Here is a 19,424-nt window from a genome sequence, read left to right as displayed (position 1 = left end):
TAGTGGGCAGGGGCGGGGTCGAACCGCCGACCTTCCGCTTTTCAGGCCGAACTGACCGTCGTTTCAGCGTCCGTGGATGTACGTTTTCGGCCGTGGAAGGCCGCCGACGTACGTGGTTGTTCGCCAGCGTTGCTACACCCGTTGCTACACCTCCACCCGGGGCGGGAAGCGGCGGGGCGGCCCGTGTGGGAGGGCCTTCCCGTAACACAGCGTCCAAGGCAGGATGATCCGGCGCTCTCCGCCATACCCACCCTGAGGTACCTGGCGCGCCCCGCGATCGGTTTCCTGCCGTTGGGGGCGGCTCTGGAGCCCGCCGACTGCACGGTCAACCCATACCCCGCAGCCAGGGGGCGGTGACGCGTGAACCCAGCGACAACGACATCCGTAGATTCGAACGTGGATGCCGATTCTCGTGTAGCAGCGGCATCGATCGCGAAGCTCGTCACCCTGATAATGGCGACCGTCGTCGGACTTACATTCCTGTTCGGATTCGGCAACGTGCTCGCGCTCGGACTCCGTCTTGGAGTCCCGATCTGGGTCGCTCCCCTGGTCGCTCCGGCTGTCGACCTGTCCGTCGTAGGGCTCTTGCTCGGCACGCGGCACTTGGCCCTGCACGGCGGCCCGGTCGATGTGCTGCGGTCAGCGCGACGTCTACTCATCTTCTCCAGCATGGTAACGCTGGCGTTGAACGTTGCGGAACCCCTCATCGCCGCGGACTACGGCAAGGCCGCGTTCGATGCTGTCGGCCCACTGCTCCTTATCGGGTGGAGCGAGGTCGGCCCCAGCATGCTCCAGGCCATGCACCAGACGGGCACCAGCCAGAAGGCGGCGCTCGGACAACTGGGCCCACCCGGTATCGAGGGAGAAATGGAACCGGTAAGTCATTCCGGTGCCCTCGTACCGTCGGCGCCACGAACGCTGGATCTACAGGAGCAGACCGAGTTCAGACCTCCTGGGCACCGACGGCGGGCCGCTGAACAGGATCTACTTCACCGCGCACGTGCCGAGGACACTCTCCATTGGGAGACCCACCACCGTCCGATCTCCGCCGAAACCCTCCGCAAACGTCTCCGCATCGGTGCAAAGACCGCACGCAAGCTCGTGGCACAGCTACGAACCGATACGCGCACCCAGCTCGCCCCTGTCCTCGGCGGGGAGATTCCTGCAGTGCCGAACCAGCCAGAAGAGAGATCGTAGGTCTTTGGGGCGTGCGCGCGAATCGCTCTCGATCCAAGCGCACGCCCCTTGGACGCCCAGCTCTCAGAAGGAGCTGAATGCCGTGGGCTGGTCGCCGGGCTTTATGTTCGGTGCTCTCCATCAACCTCGACGGGGAGTGTCGGTGGCATGGGAAGCGGCGTCCTCAACGGCGGGTTCTTGGAACACGTCGGGGATGCCGTCGCCATCCTGATCGATGGTTTCTTCTTCCTCGATCCTGCGGTACACACGGTTACGGGTTCGGAGGACCACTGCCGCGAGCAGGGCGGAGGTCAGGGATCCGAGGAGGATCGCCGCCTTGGCGTGGTCGTCGCGTTCGGTCCCGTCGCCGAACGCCAGCTCACCGATGAGCAGCGAGACCGTGAAACCGACCCCGGCGAGCAGGGCGACACCGAGGACGTCCCACCAGGACAGGCTCTGGTCCAGCTCGGCTCGGGTGAACCGGGCCAGCAGGAACGTGGAGCCCAGGACGCCGACCAGCTTGCCGACCACGAGACCCAGGGCTATGCCCATGCCCGCGGGGTCGCGCAACGCCGCGCCGATCCCGCCGTCGCCCAGCGACACACCGGCCGCCATCAACGCGAAGATCGGCACGGCGATGCCTGCGGACACCGGACGCCAGAGATGTTCGAGTCTCTCCGACATCCCCACGTGTTCCCCAGGCTCCGGGCGGGCGGGCACCGCGAATCCCATCAGCACCCCGGCGATGGTCGCGTGCACCCCCGAGGCGTGCATGAACGCCCACGCGACGACGGCGAGCGGCAGCAGCAGCCACCAGCGGCCGGCACCCCGGTTCACCAGGAGTGTGAACAGGACGATCGTCGCGACCGAGCCGGCCAGCGGTGCCGGGCTGAGCGAGTCGGTGAAAAACACCGCGATGATCGTGATGGCGAGAAGGTCGTCGACGACGGCCAGGGTCAGCAGGAACGAGCGGAGCGCGACCGGGAGATGGGTACTGATGATGGCAAGCACGGCGACCGCGAACGCGATGTCCGTCGCCGTCGGCACCGCCCAGCCTTCAGGTGCCCCGTCCGCGGACAGGCTGTTGACCAGGGTGTAGATCAGGGCGGGCATCGCCATCCCGCCGACCGCCGCGACGATCGGCAGGGCCGCGCGGCTGGGTGATCTCAGATCCCCGAGGACGAACTCGCGTTTCAGTTCGAGGCCCACCACGAAGAAGAAGATCGCGAGCAGGCCGTCGGATGCCCAGTGCGCCAAGCTCAGGTGCAGATGCAACGCCTCCGGCCCGACGTGGGTGCCGGTCAGCGTCGCGTACGCCGCACGCCAAGGCGAGTTCGCCCAGACCAGCGCCACCACCGCGCCAGCCAGCAGCAGCAGGCCACCGACGGTCTCGCTGCGCAGCACATCGGTGACCTGCTGAGCACGGGACCAGCCCGGCCGCGTCAGGAGCCGGGTGGGAAGAACACCGGACCGACCCCGGCCCTCCGGCGTCGGGGTACCAGACGGTGCGGCGGACATCCACATCCCTTCGAGAAATCCAATCGCATGCGGCATCCCTCCGCGCGTCCTATGACCACCTCGAACCGGTCACACAACGCACACAGAGCAGACGCATCTTCATGCCGACCAGACTTCCCGGCGCACCGTCCCCCACCATATCGGCCCGACTGGCCGGGGCACAGTGGCCTGCCCTACGTCCCGGAGCCGGCTCTCCCTGTCCCGCGCCGACCCGGACCGGGTGTCGATGATGGAGGGAAGCCGCCAGAAGATCATTTCGGCTGTCAGCACGGGTGTGGCCATGGCCGACACCACGAGGTCCCGCGCCCAGCCAGTGTCGCTCCGGCACATTGTCCGCCCCGGAAGCACTTGCGGGTTCAGAAACAAGCCGATAAGGTAGCCATTGGTGTGCCGGGAAGTCTGGTCGGCGAAGCAATGCGTGCTGTCCATCGCTGTATTGTGCCGACCTTCCCTGGAGGCCCCTGGTCGTCCTCGATTTCATTGCCGTGTCCGGGCCGAAGCCCGGTCGTAGCCATTTTCGACGCTCGTTCCGTGGGCTGGCCGACGTTCGCTTTCGTGCTGCCACGGATCATTCCGTGCTGCTCCGAAAGAGGACGCCGTGCCCTTCTCGGGACACCCATGAGCACCATTCCACCGCCCGTCGGCCAGTTCCGGGCTGACCGTAGAACGGCCCCGGCAACCGTTCTATGGGCGATCGCCCTGTGGCCCTTCTTCATGATCGACAATATCGTCCTGAGTTTTTTCGTCGTCGGCCTGGCCGTCGCGTCGCATGACTGGTTGATCGGTGTCGCGCCGTTCGTCGGGATGCTGCTGGCTCTGCTCATCCCGGTCCTTCGGAGCGCCCGCCCGCCGGGCCGGGTGCTCCGACCGGACGACGAACCCGACCTTGTCGTTCTGATACTCCGGGCCTCCGAACGGATGGATTTCGGCGCTCCGCTCACCGTCCGGGTTCTACCGACTCCGGTGGCGCTGGTGCACCCAGAATTCGGTGGCCGGTCACCGAGCCTGCTCCTCGGCTGGCCCCTTCTGCGTGGGCTCACCGCCGCGCAGCTCACGGCCATCGTCGCCCGGGAGATCGCTCGTCATCAGCTGACCGGCTGGCGCGAAGGAGCGCTGGCGTCCACCCGCGGCATGGTCGCGCAGGCGCTCACCAGCCGCTTCCCGCCGCGCCGGGCCGTTTCCGCTGCGTTGCTGAACGCTACGCAACGGTACCGCTGGGGGGTGGAGCTCGCGGCGGACGCACGGGCCGCCGAGGTTCTCGGTGCCACCGAAGTCCGTTCCGCCCTGACCCGCGCGACGCTGGTCGCGGCGGCGTTCGACCACCTCGGCGGGCACTGGACCAAGGTCCTCGCCCAGCAGCGGACGTTCCCCGAGGACCTGTACGACGCCCTCGACGAGGCCCTCGATGATCCACACGTCGTCCGGTGGGTCTCCGCGGCCATCCTGACGGCCGAGGCCAGGGATCCCTGGGCCGTGCACGCCCGGCTTCCACTGCAGCCGCGTCTGGCTGCCCTGGCGGAACTACCGGTGCCCACTCCCGCCAGAGCTGAAATCGGCGACGCCACGTCGCCGGGCACCGAACGCGCCGAGGCATCCCGCTGCCGGCCTGTCAGCCGGCCCGACGACAGGCCAGTGCGTATCCACCAAGCCGATGACCTGAACCGGTGGGCTCCACGGGAGCTGCTCCCCGATTCCAGCCAGGTCGTGCTCCCGGCAAGCGTGCTGGAAAGTCCGGCAGACCTGTTCAAGCCCCTCGACGAGGCACGTGCCGACTTGCTGCGGGCGACGGGCCGGGGCACGGCGCCGGACGCGGTGACCGTCGCGGTCGAGGCCCTGGAGTCCGATCCACCTCCAGCTGCCGAGCCTCGCCCGTCGGCAGCCCACGCACCGGGCGATGGGACCGCCCCCTTCCACACATCAGGTGGAGTCCTCGTAGGCGCAACCCATGCGGGTGACACGTGGTGGGCCCGAGCGAGGAGAGACACGGGCTGGCGCGGGCTCGCCCGCCGCATCGAGCCCTCGATCCGCACCGAGCCACCGCCGGGGCGCGACGCGCTTGCCCGCGCGGTCCTCTCCGACTGCCTGGGCAACGTGATCAGCATGAGGCTGGTCGACTCCGGCTGGGAGCGGGCGAGCCGATGGGTGACAGCCGTGGTCATCTCCCCCGACGGCCGGAGCGTTGATGTGCGGGAGCTGATCGAGCAAGCCGTGGATTCCGGCGACGCGACCCAGGTGCGGGCACTGATCGCAGCAAGCAACGACACCGAATTGATCATGGAGGCGGGGGCATGACGGGGATCGACCACGCCCCCGGGACGAGACGGGCGGCCCTGTTCGCCCGGCGCCCGGTGCTGCGGGTGGCACTGTTCGGTATCTCGGTCGCCCTGGTCGGGTTCACGGTGATCGCCAGTGACGCCGCGTGGCGGGCGCACCGGTACAACACAGCCCGCGCCGAGGCGACCGCCGTCGCCGACGGCACAGTGGTCGAGGACCGGTACGAAGAGCACTTCGACCTACGGGCCCGCTGGGTCGACGCCACCGGTCACGAGCATGTGCAACGGTTCGACGTCGATCATCGATATCGCGTCGGTGAGCGGTTCACCGTCGCCTACGACCCGACCGACCCCTCACCGCGGGGCTTCCCCGCGGACTCGGGAACGGGAGACGACAACGGCACCCCGAGCGTTTTCCTCGTATACGCCGCCGCAGCCGCGGTCGGCGTGCCGCTGTGGTGGGCTATGCGCGGCCTGCGCTTCCGGCACGCCGCCGAACAGCCCGGCCGCGCCATGGTCGCCCATCCCCGGATCGGAAAGAACACCAACGGAGTGGGCATCACCCATCCGAGTACCTGGCTCATCCTGAACGACATCGGAAACCCGGTGCCCTATGGCTGGCAGCGGGTGATGTGGCACCCGGCCGTCGAGGAGATACCGGACGAGGCCGAGGTGACCGTACGGGGCAGGGCGTCGGACTCAGGGCCGCAGGGCGCGCTCGTCGTCGAACTGCCCGGCGGCGTTCGCCTCATGCCCATCGGCGGGATCCGGCGGGAGCCACCCAAACGGTTCGAACTGACCTCCCGCCCCGGCGTCAAGGTCGATGTCGGGCCCGACGGCAGATTCGTCATCGTCCGCGACGATCCCCCGCCCCGCACCCGCCGGTGGTGGTGGCGCCGTACCCCGCGCCTTGTGCTCGTCGGCGCCCTGCTGGGCGGAACGCTCGGCTTCGGAGTGGACGGCGCAGGCACGGTCCTACCCGGCGCTGTCCTCATGTCCACCATCCTGCTGACCGGATGGACGCTGAGCGCGGGAGAACCGTGAGCGGACACCTCCCGGCCACCCAGGTCCACCCAAGGGCGCCCGCGACGCCCGCACGCACCCTCGATCCGTCTGCATGGGAGTCGCATTAATGTCCGATCTAATTGTCACAGTCACGCTCGCCGTGGCCTGGGCCCTGGCCGCCACGTACTTCCTGACCGAGGTCGTACGCCAGCGGCCGTTCCGACGGCCGTTCGCGGGGCGCGCATCACGCTCGCAGTCACTGGCCCTGGCGCTGCTATGCGCAGGCCTGGCTCTGAACCCGACCGCGGCCCTGCTGCGCGACCACCGGACGCTCTCCATCGCGCTTTCCGTCCTCGGTCTGCTCTGCCTTGCCGGAATGCTGGTCGTGTTCGCCGTCCAGGGGTGGAACAGCCAGCAGGACCGGCACGGCCGATCCGGCGGGCTCGACCGGACCGAAGGTGATCACCCCGGCGACCAGGCGCGGTCCGTTTTCTGAGCTGCCTGCCGGCCGACAGCGGTTCAATTCTCGCGTTCTCAGACGATCAAGAACAGTCATCGTTGCCGCGCGCGACCGAATCACGGTACAGCCGAGCACCGCGTCCCACCGTCCGCCAGAGGAGCCCCGCGGCATGAAGTGGCAGTGGATCGGCCTGGTTCTCTTCTCCTTCACCCTGCTGCCCGCGGGACTGGCACTGGCCGCCGGCCGGGTGCCCCGCCGCCTGCGCGCCAGACTGGCGCCAGTACGTCCGTGCGGCTGGGCCACGCTGCTGGTCTACTCCACGGCGCCCCTCAACGCGATCCCACGCCTGGCCGACGCCTCCCCCGACGTGGTTCTCGTCTGCACCGCGGCCGGCAGCGCCCTGTGCATCGCCGGCAGCCTGCTGATGAACATCGTCATCTACCGGCATCAGAACCGCGCCGTCGATGGACCACGGTCGGCTGGTCCGCCGACCGGTGTGGGACGCGCGGACCAGCACTCCCGACCTGATCATCAGGGAGCCGGCGCCTCCTGGCCCAGCGAACCCCCGCGGTGAGCGCGACGACGGTGGCACCCAGGACATATCCACCGGGTCGGGCGTAGGTGTCGGGGATGACCAGGTCCCGGAAGAGAGCCATGTACAGCACGTACGGTCCGATGGCGACCGCGATCCATTCGAGGCGCCCGGCGAGCACGGCGAGCACGACGAGCAGCACCGCGTACCAGGGCTGGGCCGGCGTGGCGACGAGAAAGGCCGTCCCGACCAGCCACAGGGCCGCGCGTTCCACGGGTACCCGGGTCGGGTCGGTGCGCCACACCGCGAGGGCCGCCGCGGCGATCACCAGCGCGGCGGCCGTCTTCGCCGCTGCCCCGGTCAGGCCCACCAGGCCGAGCAGCAGGAAACGATGTCCTTCCGCGTAGCCCTCGACCGACAGGTACTGGGGCAGGAATCCCAGCACGTCGGTGCCGACCACAGCGACGTGCGGCAGGTAGGACAGGCCGACGACCGCGGCTGTCACGCCGATGACGACGGGGCGGCGCCGCGCGGCGGCAGGCAGCAGGAGCGCGGGATAGAGCTTGACCGCCACGGCGGCTCCCAGCAGTGCCCCGACCGCGACCGCGGCCCGCCGCGGCGGATGTGACCGGAACGTCCGCGCGTCGTCTCGCTCCCGGTCGCCCGCGCCGACGCCGCCCGCCGGGGGACCGGTCGCGGCGGGGGCTCCCGCCCTGTCGGTCGGCCCGGTCCGTGCTCGGGCGAGCAGCGCCAGCGCGGCGGTGGCGGCGAGTACGGCGAGCACGTCGACATGGGCGTCCATGCCGACGTCGAGTCCGGCCGCCGGCCCCCAGGCGTAGGCGGCGGCCAGGCCCGGGTGGTGGCCGAACAGGGGAAGTACCCGGGCACGTCCAGATCCGGTGTCCCGCTCCGACCAAAGGGGTAAGCGCCCGGCCGGGCGCCGGACGAAAGGACCGAAAGATGAAATACATGATCATGATGTTTGCGGGTCTGGGCGCTGCGACCGAGACGCGGACTCCGGAGTGGATCGCGGGCATGCACGAGCTGTTGATGAAGCTCGACGGCGAGTTGCGGGAGGCTGGTGAGCTGGTGGCCAGCGAAAGGCTGTTGGACCCGAGCCTGGCCACGACGGTCCGCTTCCGTGACGGTGCGCCGCTGCCGACGGACGGGCCGTTCGCCGAGGTGAAGGAGTCGCTGGCCGGCTACTGGCTTGTCGAGGTGAGCGAGGAGCGAGCGGTGGAGATCGCGTCCCAGGTCGTCGTGTACACCGAGTACCCGATGGAGGTCCGGCGGGTTATGGACATGTCGCCAGAGTTGTGAGGAATCCGGTCGGACTGGGGTGGTCGTCGGCGCGGTGAGTGCGGACCGGCGGATCGAGGACCTGCTGCGCGAGCTCGCGCCGCGGGTCCTCGGCATGCTGGTGCGCCGGCACGGCCAGTTCGACGCGTGCGAGGACGCTGTGCAGGAGGCGCTGCTCGCGGCGGCGGTGCGGTGGCCGGCCGAGGGAGTGCCCGACCGGCCCCGCGCCTGGTTGCTGACCGTGGCGGGCCGGTCCTTGGTCGACGGGTGGCGGGGTGAGAGCGCCCGTCGCCGCCGCGAGGCGCGCGCGGTGGCGCTGGACCCGGCGGGGCGTCAGCCCGCCGACGCTGAAGCCGCTGAGCACGACGACACGCTGGTGCTGCTGTTCCTGTGCTGCCATCCCGCGCTGTCGCCGCCGTCGCAGCTCGCGCTCACGTTGCGGGCGGTCGGCGGCCTGACGACCGCGCAGGTCGCTTCGGCGTTCCTGGTCCCCGAGGCGGCGATGGCCAAGCGTGTCACGCGGGCCAAGCAGCGGATCAGGAGCGCTGGGGCCCGGTTCGAGCTGCCGCCGCAGCCGGCCTGGTCTGAGCGGCTCGGCGTGGTGCTGCACGTGCTGTACTTGGTGTTCAACGAGGGGTACACCGCCAGCTCGGGACCGGAGCTGAACCGGGCTGACCTGACCGCCGAGGCCGTTCGGCTGACGCGCCTGCTGCACCGGCTGCTGCCCGGGGAGGGCGAGGTCGCCGGGCTGCTCGCGCTGATGCTGCTCACCGACGCGCGGCGGGCGGCCAGGACCGACGCGGATGGCTCGATCGTGCCGCTCGCGGAGCAGCGCCGGGAGCTGTGGGACGCCGCCGCGATCGCCGAAGGCCAGGCGTTGCTCACCCGGACCCTGGGTAGGGGCCCGGTCGGGCCCTATCAGCTCCAGGCCGCGGTCGCAGCGGTCCACGACGAGGCCCTGACCGCCGAGGAGACCGACTGGCCGCAGATCCTCGCGCTCTACGACGTGCTCACCCAGGTGGCACCCGGACCGCTGGTCACCCTCAGTCGGGCGGTCGCGCTGGCCATGGTGCACGGCCCGAGGGCCGGGCTCGCGCTACTCGGCACTCTCGACGGCGACCAGCGGACGGCGAACACCCACCGCGTGGACGCGGTACGGGCGCACCTGCTCGAACGCGCCGGCGACCGGGCTGCGGCGCGCGAGTACTACCTCCGGGCGGCGAGGAAGACCGCGAGCCTGCCCGAGCAGCGCTACCTCGTACTGCGGGCCGCCCGCCTCGGCCAGCCGAGCTCACCCGCCGACGCCGCGGACTGACCGGACAGGCGCTGCGCGGGGCCGCCGCAGGCGGCGCGACCGCACCGCCCGGCGGTCGCGAACCTCACCGTGCCGGTTGCGGGATGACGCTTGCGCACCCGCTCTGATTGCGATACTTGTTAAATAACAATCATGTGAAGGAGATGGGTGTGACGACGACCGCCGCTGTAGACCTGTACCGCCAGGCCGGCATCCACGCCGCGAAGATCATGACGGGAGTGCGGTCGGAACACCTGACCGGGCCGACGCCGTGCGCAAAGTGGACCGTGCAGGACGTGGTCGACCACCTCGTCGGCGGCACCGGCTACCTACTGGCCGCTGCCACCGGCGGCCAGCCTGGCGAGCCGCCCGTCCGGGCCGGCACGGACCGGTTCGCCACGGGTGTCGCCACGGTGCTCGACGCGGTGGCGCAGCCGGGCGTGACGGAGCGCCGCTGCATGTCGCCGCTGGGGTTCGAGTGGAGCGTCGGCGAGGCGCTGGCCGGCACGTTCATGGACGTCCTGGTCCACAGCTGGGACCTCGCTACCGCCACCGGGCAGGACACCCACCTCGACCCCGACCTGGTCCGAGCCTGCTGGGATATGTTCATCCCCGAGATGCCCGAACGCGGCCGGCGGGCCGGTCTGATCGGCCCGCAGGTCGCGGTGCCGAGCGAGGCCCCGTTGCAGGACCGGCTGCTCGGCGCGATGGGCCGCCAGCCGTGACCGCAACCAGCCCGGCTGACCCGGCGACCGAGGCGGGCCACGTCGACGCCGCGCTACGCGCCCTGGCTCACGCCCGCCGCCGGGAGATGCTCCGGCTCGTGCTCGGCGGCGAACGCACGGCCACCGAACTCGCAGAGGCCGCCGGGACATCCGGACCCGACGCCAGCCGCCACCTCAAGGTCCTACGCGAAGCCGGCCTGCTCACAGTCCGAGCCGAGAAAACCACCCGCCTCTACCAACTCGACCACGCCCGTTTGCGCGAGGTCCGCGCCGTCCTCGACGAATTCTGGGACGACCGCCTCGCCGCGCTGAAAGCCACCGCCGAGACCATGGCCGCCGAGCGGACCCCGCAGCGGGACACGGCGTGAAACTCGTCGTCAAGGAGATCACGATCGACGCGCCCGTCGCCCTCGTCTACGAGCTGCTCACCGACCCGGCGCTGCTGGTCCGCTGGCTCGCCGACGAAGCCGAGATCGACCCCCGGCCCGGCGGGGTCGTGCGCTGGCGGCACGCCAACGGCGACGTGTGCACCGGACAGGTCATCGAAGCCGTCCCACCCCGGCGGCTGGTGTTCACCTACGGCTGGGAACGCGCCGAGGTCCACGTCCCGCCCCGGTCGACGACCGTCGAGATAGACCTCGCCGCCACCCTCGGCGGGACCCGGCTGCGCCTGGTCCACCACGGCCTCGCAGGTCCCATGGCCGACGCCCACAGCGGCGGCTGGACCCACTACCTCGCTCGGCTCGCCACCACCGCCATCGGCAGCGACCCCGGACCCGACCCATTCATCGACCAGCGCGTACCCACCCCAGCCGAACTGGCCGGACGGTGAATCCAATCCGGCCCCCAGACACGACACCAGGTAGCGACGACTACCAGCGCCTCACCGAACCGCTGCTGGCACGCCCCGGGGTCAGCAGGTCGACGATGATGGGCCTGCCCTGCCTACGGACCGACGGAGCCTTCTTCGCCTCCTACGACACTCGGACCGGCCGGCTGCTCGTCAAACTGCCCGCCAGCAAGGTCCAGGAACTCTTCGCCGACGGCACCGCCGAACCCTTCGCCCCCGCCGGGCGGACCTTCCGAGAATGGGCGGCCGTGCCAGCCGGAATGCTCGACGACTGGACCAGCCTGCTCGCCGAAGCGTTCGACTTCGTCTCCGGGCTACCGGCCGCACCGTCCTCGCCACGACCCCGCGGGCGGGAACGACGAGTAGAGGAATGAGGGACGACCCCAGCCGCCGGGGTCCGGCAAACGAGGGTGCGGTGGGCCGAGTCAATGCGATTACGGCGACGCGGCCGAGCGGGCTTGGGCGCCGATCGTGGCGGAGCCGGACCGGACGGCACGCACTGTGGAGTCGACGTCCCTTTGGAACGCCGGCTGCCTTTCTGGACGACCTGGTCCAATACTGGCTACCGTGAGCGGATGTCGAGCGAACCGACGACGGCCCGGGGCCGCGCGAGCCGGCAACGGATCGTCGCACGAGTCGCGGACGTCGTCGCCCAGCACGGCGTCCGGGCGGTGAGCCTCGACCAGGTGCTGGCGGCGGCCGGAGCCAGCAAGAGCCAGCTCCACCACTACTTCGGCGGCCGGGACCAGCTCATGGAGGCGGCCGTCGCGTACCGGTGCGAGCAGGTGCTGGCGGGCCTGACCGAGGCGTTCACCGCGGTGGCGACTCTGGCGGACCTCGAACGCACGCTCGCCGGATTCGTCGGGCAGTACGAGCAGAGCCCGTCGGGCTGTCCGATCGGGACGCTGGCGACCGACGTCGCCGAGCACAACGAGGGAGCCCGCGCCCGGGTCGTCGACGCCTTCGCCGGCTGGGAGCGACTGTTCGCCGAGGCGTTCGAGCGGATGCGTGCGTCCGCAGAGCTGAGGGCCGACGCCTCGTCCGGGGACCTCGCGACCGCCCTGCTGGCGAGCCTCGAAGGCGGAATGCTGCTGAGTCAGACCCGCCGCGACGTCCAGTCGCTCCGGGTCGCGGCCGACGCGGCGCTCGCGTACGTCCGCACCTTCGCCGCCTGAACTGGACCACCACCTGAACTGGACGATTCCGTCCACCAAACTCTGGACGGGATCGTCCACTTTGGTCTAACGTCAGACTGGACGGTTTCGTCCAATCCGAAGGGTGGCCGTGACTGCCCCGTCCACTTCCCTCCTCGCCACCCGCCGCGGCGTGCTCACGCTGCTGCTGTGCGCGGTCCAGTTCCTCGACCTCGTCGATTCCTCGATCATGAACGTCGCGTTGCCGTCGATCCGGCGCGATCTGGGTTTCTCCCAGCAGAGCCTGCAGTGGGTACTGTCCGGCTACGTCGTGACCTACGGCGGGTTCCTCCTGCTCGGCGGCCGGGCGGCGGACCTGCTCGGCCGACGGCGGATGCTGGTCGCCGGCACGATCGTGTTCGCGCTCTGTTCCCTTGCCGGCGGACTCGCCGCGAACGCCGGGATGCTCGTCGGCGCCAGGGTGGCCCAGGGCGTCGGCGCCGCGTTGATGGCCCCCGCCGGCCTGTCGATCCTCATCACCACCTTCACCGAGGAACGCGACCGGACCCGTGCCCTCGGCGTGTGGGGCGCGATCAGCGGGTTGGGTGCCGCCGTCGGCGTGTTCGGCGGCGGGGTGCTGTCGGAAGGACCCGGCTGGCGCTGGGTTTTGTTCGTCAACATCCCGGTCTGCGTCCTCATCGTCGCCACCGCGTTCCGACTCGTCCCCGCCGATCGGCGGCATGCGCCCCGCGCCGGCTTCGACGTCGGCGGGGCGATCCTGGTCACCGGCGGAATGCTGCTGGGCATCTACGCGCTGGTGAAGGCTCCCGACACTGGCTGGGGCACCGCGCGCACCATCGGTGAACTGGCTACCGCCGGTGTCCTGCTCGCCGCCTTCGCTGTCAACGAGAGCCGTGTCCGCGATCCCCTGTTCCCCTTCTCCATCCTGCGCGTCAAGGGCCTCGCAGCCGCCAACGCCACCCAACTGATCGCTTTCGCCGGCTTCCTGTCGATGTTCTTCTTCCTGACGCTCTACATGCAGAACGTGCTCGGCTACTCCCCGATCCGGGGCGGCTCGGCCTACCTGCCCGTCACCGCCGGCATCGTCCTCGCCGCCGGAGTCTCCTCACAGCTCATGCCCCGGGTCGGAACCCGGCCAATCATCGCCGGTGGTTCGCTCATCGCCGCCGGCGGGATGTACTACCTGTCCCGGATTCCCGTCGACGGCTCCTACCTCACCGACCTGCTCCCCGGCCTGCTGGTCATGTCCGTCGGGCTCGGCGCCGTGTTCGTCACCGTCACCACCGCCGCCAACGCCGGAGTCCCCACCGACAAGGCCGGGCTCGCCGCCGGGCTGCTCAACACCTCCCTGCAACTCGGCTCCGCGCTCGGACTGGCGATCTTCTCCGCGCTCGCCACCGCTCGTACCAACCATGTGCTCGCCGAACACGCCGCCCCGGCCCAGGCACTCACCTCCGGTCTCCAGCGCGCGCTGCTCGCCGGCAGCCTGTCCGTCCTCGCCGCCGCCTTCATCGCCCTACGCGCCCCCAACATCCGGACCCAGACGGCGCAGCCCAAGCCCGAGACTGAGGCCGACACCCCGAACTTCGTCATTCCTGCAGCCGACCCGGCTGACTGAGCCCCACCCCAACCCCCGCCCACCCCGACGAACAGGACCGCACATGACCACGATCACCGCGCCCACGACCCAGACCTACCACGTCTTCGTCCGCGCAACTCCCCAGCAGATCTGGGACGCGATCACCAAGCCCGCATTCAGCCCCGGCTACCTGTTCGGCGCTCTCGTCGAGACCACCGGCGAGATCGGCTCACCGTTCCGCTACCACTCACCTGACCGCTCCGCCCTCTGGGGCGATGAAACCGTCCTCGACGCCGACAAACCGCACCGCCTCGTCGTGAGCTACCGCGCCCTCTACAACCCCGACCTCGCCGGCGAACCACCCAGCCGGGTCACCTGGCAGATCACCCCCGGCGAAGACCAGGTCAGTCTGCTCACTGTCGTACACGACCATCTCGAGGCCGCCCCCAAAACCGCCACGCGGGTCGCCGACACCGGATGGATGCGCGTCCTGTCCGGCCTCAAAACCCTCCTCGAAACCGGCCAGCCCCTCAGCACGACCTGAACCACGGCCAACCTCGGTCACCGGCGGACTGGACGGCCGCCAGCCGGCCCCGACCCGTTCGGCCAGGTCGGGACTGTAAGAACAACGGCTCTGCCGCACATCCGGTGGTAGCCGACGTGGCCCGCCGTGTCACGATCCGTCATGGTTGGTGTGGAGTGCCTGGTGGCGGTGGTGTTTGCGGGGTTGGCGCCGCTGGTCGTGGAGGACGTGGCGGACGAGGGTGACCGGATCCGGGTCGCGGCGCGGACTCCGGACCGGCCGGCCGCCTGCCCGCGGTGCGGGGCGCTGACGGCGCGGGTGCACAGCTACCACGTGCGGACGCCGGCGGATGTGGCGCTGGACGCGCGCCGGGTGCTGCTGACCGTGCGGGTCCGTCGGCTCGTGTGTCCGACCCGGGGCTGTCTGCGGACGTTCCGGGAGCAGGTCCCGGGTGTGCTGGAGCGTTACCAGCGGCGCACCGTCCGGTTGGCGGGCCAGGTCGGCGCGGTGGTCCGGGAACTCGCGGGCCGCGGCGGGGCCCGGCTGTTGAGCGCGTTGTCGGTACGGCTGTCACGGGACACGGCGCTGCGCTGCCTGCTGCGCCTTCCGCTGCCGCGGTTGCAGGTCCCACGGGTCCTGGGTGTGGACGACTTCGCGTTGCGCCGCCGCCACCGCTACGCCACGATTCTGATCGACGTCGAGACCCGCCGCCGCGTCGACGTCCTGCCCGACCGCGGCGCGGATGCTCTGGAGGCCTGGCTGCGGGCTCATCCCGGCGTTGAGGTCGTCTGCCGGGACGGCTCCGGTGCCTACGCCGAGGGTGTCCGCCGTGTCCTGCCCGACGCTCGGCAGGTAGGAGACCGGTGGCACTTGTGGCATGGCCTCGCCGAGGCCGTCCGCCGGGAGGTCGCGGCGCACAGCGCCTGCTGGGCGAAGGCCGGCCCGCCGCCGACCGAGGGGCCCCGCGCTCAGACCACCCGACAGCGCTGGGCGCAGGTTCATGGCCCAATGGCGCTGCTTTAAGGTGATCGTGGCCGGTCGAGGCAGTGGAGTTCGATGCGTCGGCTGACGTTGACCACGCTGGGTTCGCCGGGCCGGCGGGCGGGGAAGTCACCGGTCTTCTTGGTTCTGCGCGGGCTGGCGCGGTCGGGGCGGTCGCGAACGAACGTCGCGGGTCGCAGGATCTTGAGGAGGAAGGTGGCCAGCGCCAGGTCAAGCTGGTGAGGGGGGAAATCCGGCCGTGACGGTGTCGGTCGCGGCGGCCAGGGCGTGCGGGAAGCTGATCCTGCCTGGTGGGATCCCGGTGGCGTCCACGGCGGCGCCGACGAGGGTGTGGATCGCCTGGTAGACGGCGAACAGCGCCCACATCTCCTGGGCGACGCCTTCGGGGTCCTTGCTGCGCAGGACGGGCTGGCCTTCGCCCATGTCGGTCTTGTGGTGACCGATCACGGTCTCGCAGCCCCACCGGTCCGGGTAGGCGCAGGCCAGGTCCAACGCTGGGTACTCCTCGACGTCGAGGAGGTCTGTGACCAGGCAGAACAGCTCCGAACAGGATTCGGCGCCGCCGGTGGTGGTGTGCACGGTGTATTCGACTACCCGGACCGTGACCGCCGCGCCGTCGGCCCCGCGGGCGGGGTTCAACCGGGCCTGGTAGGTGCCATCAGCCAGCACCTTTGTCGGGGTGAGGGCAAACGACGCCGAGGCCCGCCACAGGATGTGCGCGCCGGTCGCCAGCACGTCGCGGGCCAGCCGGTGAGACAGGAAGTTACGGTCGGCCAGCACCAGCATCCCCGGACCGAACGCGCCCAGCAGGTCCGCGGCCAGCCTCTGCTCCCCGACCGTGTACGGGCCGAACGTGGCGCCGACCAGGGCGCCGGTCCCGGACTCGGCCGCCACCAGCCACCGGACCTGCGGGAACGCCCCCGCCCGGCCGGCGTTGGACGGCCGGGCGAACACCGCCTCGTTGGCTGGCGTGTCAGGCAGGTCGGTGGTGGTCCCGTCCATCGAGACGACCCGCAGCCCGCAGAGGAACACCCCGGCGGCACCCTGCGCGCCGACCGGGCCGGCGACCTCGTCGAACAGCATGTGCAACGGGTCCGCTCCGACCCGGGCGCGCGCCCGGACCAGCGAGGAGACGTTCGGTGGCCTCCACGTACGGCCGGAGCCGGCGTCCACCGTACCGGCCGGGTCCAACGGCAGCCCCGCCAGCAGGTCAGCGGCGCGGCGACGGTGGTAGAAGGCATCCACCAGCTTGGAGACCACCTGCCCGTAACCGCAGTTACGGCCCCGGAACAACCACAGCGCCAACACGAAATACACCACCAGCCGGGACGGCAGCAGCCGGCGGCGCACCTCCACCGTGTCCGTCGCCTCGAGGACCCGGTCCACCAGATCCGGCGGGAACACCTTCGTCAACGCCCCCACCGACACCCGATCCGGCAGCCAGCCTTCCGGCGACAATCCCTCAGCCCCGTCATGAGCCACATCACCAACCTACCAGCCGGCGATCACTTAAAGCATGGCCATTGGGTTCATGGCCTGCTCGATCAGGGCGTGGGTCTGCTGGACTGCGCACGAAGGCTCAATCTCTCCCTGAACACGGTCAAGCGCTACGCCCGCGTCCCCGAGCCGGAACGGCTGATCCGTGCGCCGGCGTTCCGCCCGACGTTGGTCGACCCTTACCGCGACCATCTCAAGCGCCGCCGGGCCGAGGAACCCGCCGTTCCGGTCCTGCGCCTGTTCCGCGAGATCCGGGAGCAGGGCTACACGGGCAGCCACAACCTGCTCGTCCGTTACATCAACTCCGGCCGGCTCGACGGTGACCAGCCGGCGATGTCCCCACGCGCCCTGACCCGCCTGCTGCTCACCAGACCCGACACCCTCACCGACGCCCAACGTGACCGGCTCGACCAGCTCACCGCCGCCTGCCCCGAGATGACCACCCTCGCCGGCCTGATCCGCGGCTTCGCCGCGCTGCTCGACCCCACCGACGGCAACGACGACCGTCTCACCGCATGGATCACCACCGCGCGGGCCGCCGACCTGCCCCACCTGCATGCCTACACCCGCGGCCTCGACCTCGACCGGGACGCCGTGAACAACGCGCTCACCCTGCCTTACAGCAACGGCGGCACCGAAGGCGTGAACACCAAAACCAAGAAGATCATGCGCCAGATGCACGGCCGAGCCGGCTTCCCGCTCCTCCGCCACCGGATCCTGCTCGGCTAACGCACAGTCACCACCGGAAGTGCGGCAGAGCCGTTAGCTGGACAGTCCCGCCAGGTCAACCGCCGCCGCCAAGACCGGGGCCGACTCGACCACGGAAGGAGCGGGGCCGGTCAAGGGCTTTGAGGGTTGCTTTTGGCTGGTTGCGTGCGCGGGTCATTGAGCCGACGCTGGTGGGGTCGGCCGCGTGTCGTGGAGCAGGCAGCTTGGGCCGGCCGTTGTTCGCTGCCCCCGGGTCCCGCAGTGGCTCCGGGGTCAAGGGCCGCCCGGAGGGCGGTTGCCTCTACTGTCCGCCCGCCCACACCGGTAAAACCACAGCTCAGCAAGAGTCGTCCCCGCACCCGCGGGGATCTTCCGGGCGTCTACCGCGCCGTCCACGCCCCCTGGACGAGGAGACCGACCATGCGTGACTGGCTTGTCAGCCTGGGGATCGCCGCCGGATGCCTGGTGGCCAGCTGGGGGGTGCTCCTCCTACTCGCCCAGCGGCTGCCGCCCGGGGTCCTGCGAGACCTCGCCGCCTTCATCCCCGACTGCCTGACGACAGTGCGCCGGCTCCGGAAGAACCCCCAGGTACCACGAAAAGCGAAGATCGCTGTACTGATCGCCGGGCTGTGGGTCGCCAGCCCCATCGACCTGATCCCCGAGTTCCTGCCCGTGATCGGCCCCCTCGACGACATCGTCGTCGTGGCGCTCGCCTTACGCTACGCGGGCCGCCAGGTGCCCCGCGACGTCCTGCTGGCCGCCTGGCCGGGTCAGCCACGGCTCCTCGAACGCCTCCTCGGCCCCACGCACACGTCACCACCGGACTCGACACGCACGGCAGCAGGCGACAGACCGACAGAAGTCGAACTGAACCGCCCCGGGTCTGGTGGAGGCTCTTGACCTTGGAAGGATGAGAGCCGTGCCGACTCCCAACAAGTACCCGGCCGAGCTACGCGAGCGTGCGGTCCGGATGGTCTTCGAAGTCCGTAAGGAGTCCGGCCAGCGGACCGGAGCGATCAAGGCGGTCGCCGACAAGCTCGGGGTTGGTGCGGAGTCCCTGCGCTATTGGGTGAAGCAGGCCGAGATCGACGACGGAGCGCGGCCGGGTATTTCGACTGCGGACGCCCAGCGGATCGCCGAGCTTGAACGTGAGAACCGTGAGCTGCGCCGAGCGAACGAGATCTTGAAGGCGGCGTCGGCTTTCTTCGCGCGGGAGCTCGACCCGCGACTGCCGAGGTAGTCGCGTTCATCGACGACCACAAGGATGTGGCCGGGGTCGAGCCGATCTGCGGGATTCTGCAGTTTGCCCCGTCGACGTATTACGCCGCGAAAAGCAGACCGGCGTCGGCCCGGTCTGTACGCGACGCCGGACTGAAAGAACAGATCGTCCGCGTGTACAAGGAGAACTTGGAGGTCTACGGGGCGCGGAAGGTCTGGCTGGCGTTGCGCGAGGAGGGCGTGCAGGTTGCCCGCTGCACCGTCGAGCGGCTGATGGGCGAGTTGGGCCTGGTCAGCGCGGTCCGTGGTGATCGCAAGCGGCGGACCACGGTGGCGGACCCGGCGGCCGAGCGGCCCGCGGACCTGGTCCGACGCAACTTCACCGCAGACCGGCCGAACCGGCTGTGGGTAGCCGACTTCACCTACGTCGCGACGTCGCTGGGGGACGCCTACGTCGCGTTCGTGGTCGACGTGTTCTCCCGCAGGATCGTCGGGTGGCGGCTGGCCTCCCACATGCGTACCAGTCTTCCCCTGGACGCACTGGAAATGGCCATCTGGGCTCGTGACGAGCGGCTCGACGGCCTGGTCCATCATTCTGACCGCGGAAGCCA

The 19,424-nt window shown here is 70.2% G+C and carries 19 protein-coding genes, 1 tRNA gene, 2 pseudogenes and 1 other annotated feature; of the genes and pseudogenes, 18 read left to right on the top strand and 4 right to left on the bottom strand.

The window, feature by feature from the left end; genetic code table 11:
• Nucleotides 1–3 precede the first annotated feature (3 nt).
• A tRNA-Phe gene (locus AC559T_RS01715) sits at nucleotides 4–68 on the bottom strand.
• A gap of 385 nt (nucleotides 69–453) precedes the next feature.
• On the opposite strand from AC559T_RS01715, the gene AC559T_RS01710 reads away from it, so the two are divergent.
• Nucleotides 454–1,197, top strand: coding sequence for a hypothetical protein (locus AC559T_RS01710; protein WP_498867505.1), 744 nt, complete (start codon nucleotides 454–456; stop codon nucleotides 1,195–1,197).
• Nucleotides 1,198–1,317: 120 nt separating this feature from the next.
• On the opposite strand, the gene nhaA is transcribed toward AC559T_RS01710, so the two are convergent.
• Nucleotides 1,318–2,694, bottom strand: coding sequence for a Na+/H+ antiporter NhaA (nhaA, locus tag AC559T_RS01705; RefSeq protein ID WP_498867504.1), 1,377 nt, complete (start codon nucleotides 2,692–2,694; stop codon nucleotides 1,318–1,320).
• Nucleotides 2,695–3,408: 714 nt separating this feature from the next.
• Between nhaA and AC559T_RS01700 the strand changes: the two genes are divergently transcribed.
• The 3 genes from AC559T_RS01700 (at nucleotide 3,409) to AC559T_RS01690 (ending at nucleotide 6,468) form a co-directional block, all read left to right on the top strand.
• Complete coding sequence (locus tag AC559T_RS01700) at nucleotides 3,409–4,986, top strand: M48 family metalloprotease (protein WP_498867503.1); 1,578 nt, start codon at nucleotides 3,409–3,411, stop codon at nucleotides 4,984–4,986.
• On the top strand, nucleotides 4,983–6,011 hold the full coding sequence (locus tag AC559T_RS01695; RefSeq protein WP_498867502.1) for a DUF3592 domain-containing protein: 1,029 nt from the start codon (nucleotides 4,983–4,985) through the stop codon (nucleotides 6,009–6,011). Before AC559T_RS01700 ends, AC559T_RS01695 begins: the two co-directional genes overlap by 4 nt.
• An 88-nt stretch (nucleotides 6,012–6,099) precedes the next feature.
• Nucleotides 6,100–6,468, top strand: coding sequence for a hypothetical protein (locus tag AC559T_RS01690; protein ID WP_498867501.1), 369 nt, complete (start codon nucleotides 6,100–6,102; stop codon nucleotides 6,466–6,468).
• Nucleotides 6,469–6,866: 398 nt separating this feature from the next.
• Here the strand turns inward: AC559T_RS01690 and AC559T_RS01685 are convergent, their stop codons facing one another.
• A complete protein-coding gene (locus AC559T_RS01685; RefSeq protein WP_498867500.1) occupies nucleotides 6,867–7,766 on the bottom strand; it encodes a hypothetical protein in 900 nt (299 codons plus the stop codon).
• A 158-nt stretch (nucleotides 7,767–7,924) separates the two neighbouring features.
• Here AC559T_RS01685 and AC559T_RS01680 point away from each other — a divergent pair, with 158 nt between their 5' ends.
• The 10 genes and pseudogenes from AC559T_RS01680 to AC559T_RS01635 all read left to right on the top strand — a co-directional run.
• Nucleotides 7,925–8,284: a YciI family protein gene (locus AC559T_RS01680; protein ID WP_131627706.1), complete on the top strand. Its 360-nt coding sequence runs from the start codon at nucleotides 7,925–7,927 to the stop codon at nucleotides 8,282–8,284.
• A gap of 34 nt (nucleotides 8,285–8,318) precedes the next feature.
• The gene (locus AC559T_RS01675; protein ID WP_498867499.1) at nucleotides 8,319–9,578 is read left to right on the top strand and encodes an RNA polymerase sigma factor; all 1,260 of its coding nucleotides are present in this window, start codon (nucleotides 8,319–8,321) and stop codon (nucleotides 9,576–9,578) included.
• A gap of 149 nt (nucleotides 9,579–9,727) precedes the next feature.
• Nucleotides 9,728–10,282 carry a TIGR03086 family metal-binding protein gene (locus AC559T_RS01670; RefSeq protein WP_131627710.1) on the top strand — a complete coding sequence of 185 codons (555 nt, stop codon included), beginning with the start codon at nucleotides 9,728–9,730 and terminating at the stop codon, nucleotides 10,280–10,282.
• Complete coding sequence (locus AC559T_RS01665; RefSeq protein ID WP_498867498.1) at nucleotides 10,279–10,650, top strand: ArsR/SmtB family transcription factor; 372 nt, start codon at nucleotides 10,279–10,281, stop codon at nucleotides 10,648–10,650. Before AC559T_RS01670 ends, AC559T_RS01665 begins: the two co-directional genes overlap by 4 nt.
• The gene (locus tag AC559T_RS01660; protein WP_498867497.1) at nucleotides 10,647–11,114 is read left to right on the top strand and encodes an SRPBCC family protein; all 468 of its coding nucleotides are present in this window, start codon (nucleotides 10,647–10,649) and stop codon (nucleotides 11,112–11,114) included. Before AC559T_RS01665 ends, AC559T_RS01660 begins: the two co-directional genes overlap by 4 nt.
• On the top strand, nucleotides 11,111–11,506 hold the full coding sequence (locus tag AC559T_RS01655) for a hypothetical protein (RefSeq protein ID WP_498867496.1): 396 nt from the start codon (nucleotides 11,111–11,113) through the stop codon (nucleotides 11,504–11,506). The genes AC559T_RS01660 and AC559T_RS01655 overlap by 4 nt, the downstream gene beginning before the upstream one ends.
• 201 nt (nucleotides 11,507–11,707) lie before the next feature.
• Entirely contained in the window at nucleotides 11,708–12,307 is a 600-nt protein-coding gene (locus AC559T_RS01650; RefSeq protein WP_498867495.1) for a TetR/AcrR family transcriptional regulator, read from the top strand.
• A gap of 103 nt (nucleotides 12,308–12,410) precedes the next feature.
• Entirely contained in the window at nucleotides 12,411–13,904 is a 1,494-nt protein-coding gene (locus tag AC559T_RS01645; RefSeq protein ID WP_498867494.1) for an MFS transporter, read from the top strand.
• 43 nt (nucleotides 13,905–13,947) lie between these two features.
• The gene (locus AC559T_RS01640) at nucleotides 13,948–14,409 is read left to right on the top strand and encodes an SRPBCC domain-containing protein (protein WP_498867493.1); all 462 of its coding nucleotides are present in this window, start codon (nucleotides 13,948–13,950) and stop codon (nucleotides 14,407–14,409) included.
• Nucleotides 14,410–14,550: 141 nt separating this feature from the next.
• A pseudogene (locus AC559T_RS01635) lies at nucleotides 14,551–15,393 on the top strand (ISL3 family transposase); the annotation flags it as partial.
• Between the two features lie 207 nt (nucleotides 15,394–15,600).
• Here the strand turns inward: AC559T_RS01635 and AC559T_RS01630 are convergent.
• Complete coding sequence (locus AC559T_RS01630; RefSeq protein ID WP_498867492.1) at nucleotides 15,601–16,812, bottom strand: IS4 family transposase; 1,212 nt, start codon at nucleotides 16,810–16,812, stop codon at nucleotides 15,601–15,603.
• A gap of 87 nt (nucleotides 16,813–16,899) precedes the next feature.
• Between AC559T_RS01630 and AC559T_RS01625 the strand changes: the two are divergent.
• The 4 genes and pseudogenes from AC559T_RS01625 to AC559T_RS01610 all read left to right on the top strand — a co-directional run.
• Nucleotides 16,900–17,616: pseudogene (locus tag AC559T_RS01625) on the top strand (transposase); the annotation flags it as partial.
• Between the two features lie 399 nt (nucleotides 17,617–18,015).
• Nucleotides 18,016–18,495, top strand: coding sequence for a YkvA family protein (locus tag AC559T_RS01620; RefSeq protein ID WP_498867491.1), 480 nt, complete (start codon nucleotides 18,016–18,018; stop codon nucleotides 18,493–18,495).
• 19 nt (nucleotides 18,496–18,514) lie between these two features.
• Complete coding sequence (locus tag AC559T_RS01615; RefSeq protein ID WP_498867490.1) at nucleotides 18,515–18,835, top strand: transposase; 321 nt, start codon at nucleotides 18,515–18,517, stop codon at nucleotides 18,833–18,835.
• Nucleotides 18,793–18,906: a sequence feature (AL1L pseudoknot), on the top strand. It overlaps the preceding gene by 43 nt.
• Nucleotides 18,862–19,424 (top strand): IS3 family transposase (locus tag AC559T_RS01610; protein WP_498867489.1); only part of this gene is annotated, 563 nt, incomplete at its 3' end. Its footprint overlaps the feature before it by 45 nt.

Origin of the sequence: Frankia sp. Hr75.2 (assembly GCF_949319125.1) — a bacterium.
Classification (GTDB): Bacteria; Actinomycetota; Actinomycetes; order Frankiales; family Frankiaceae; genus Parafrankia; species Parafrankia soli.
The sequence above is the reverse complement of the archived record's forward strand: the minus strand, read 5'-3'. Positions and strand labels throughout refer to the sequence as shown.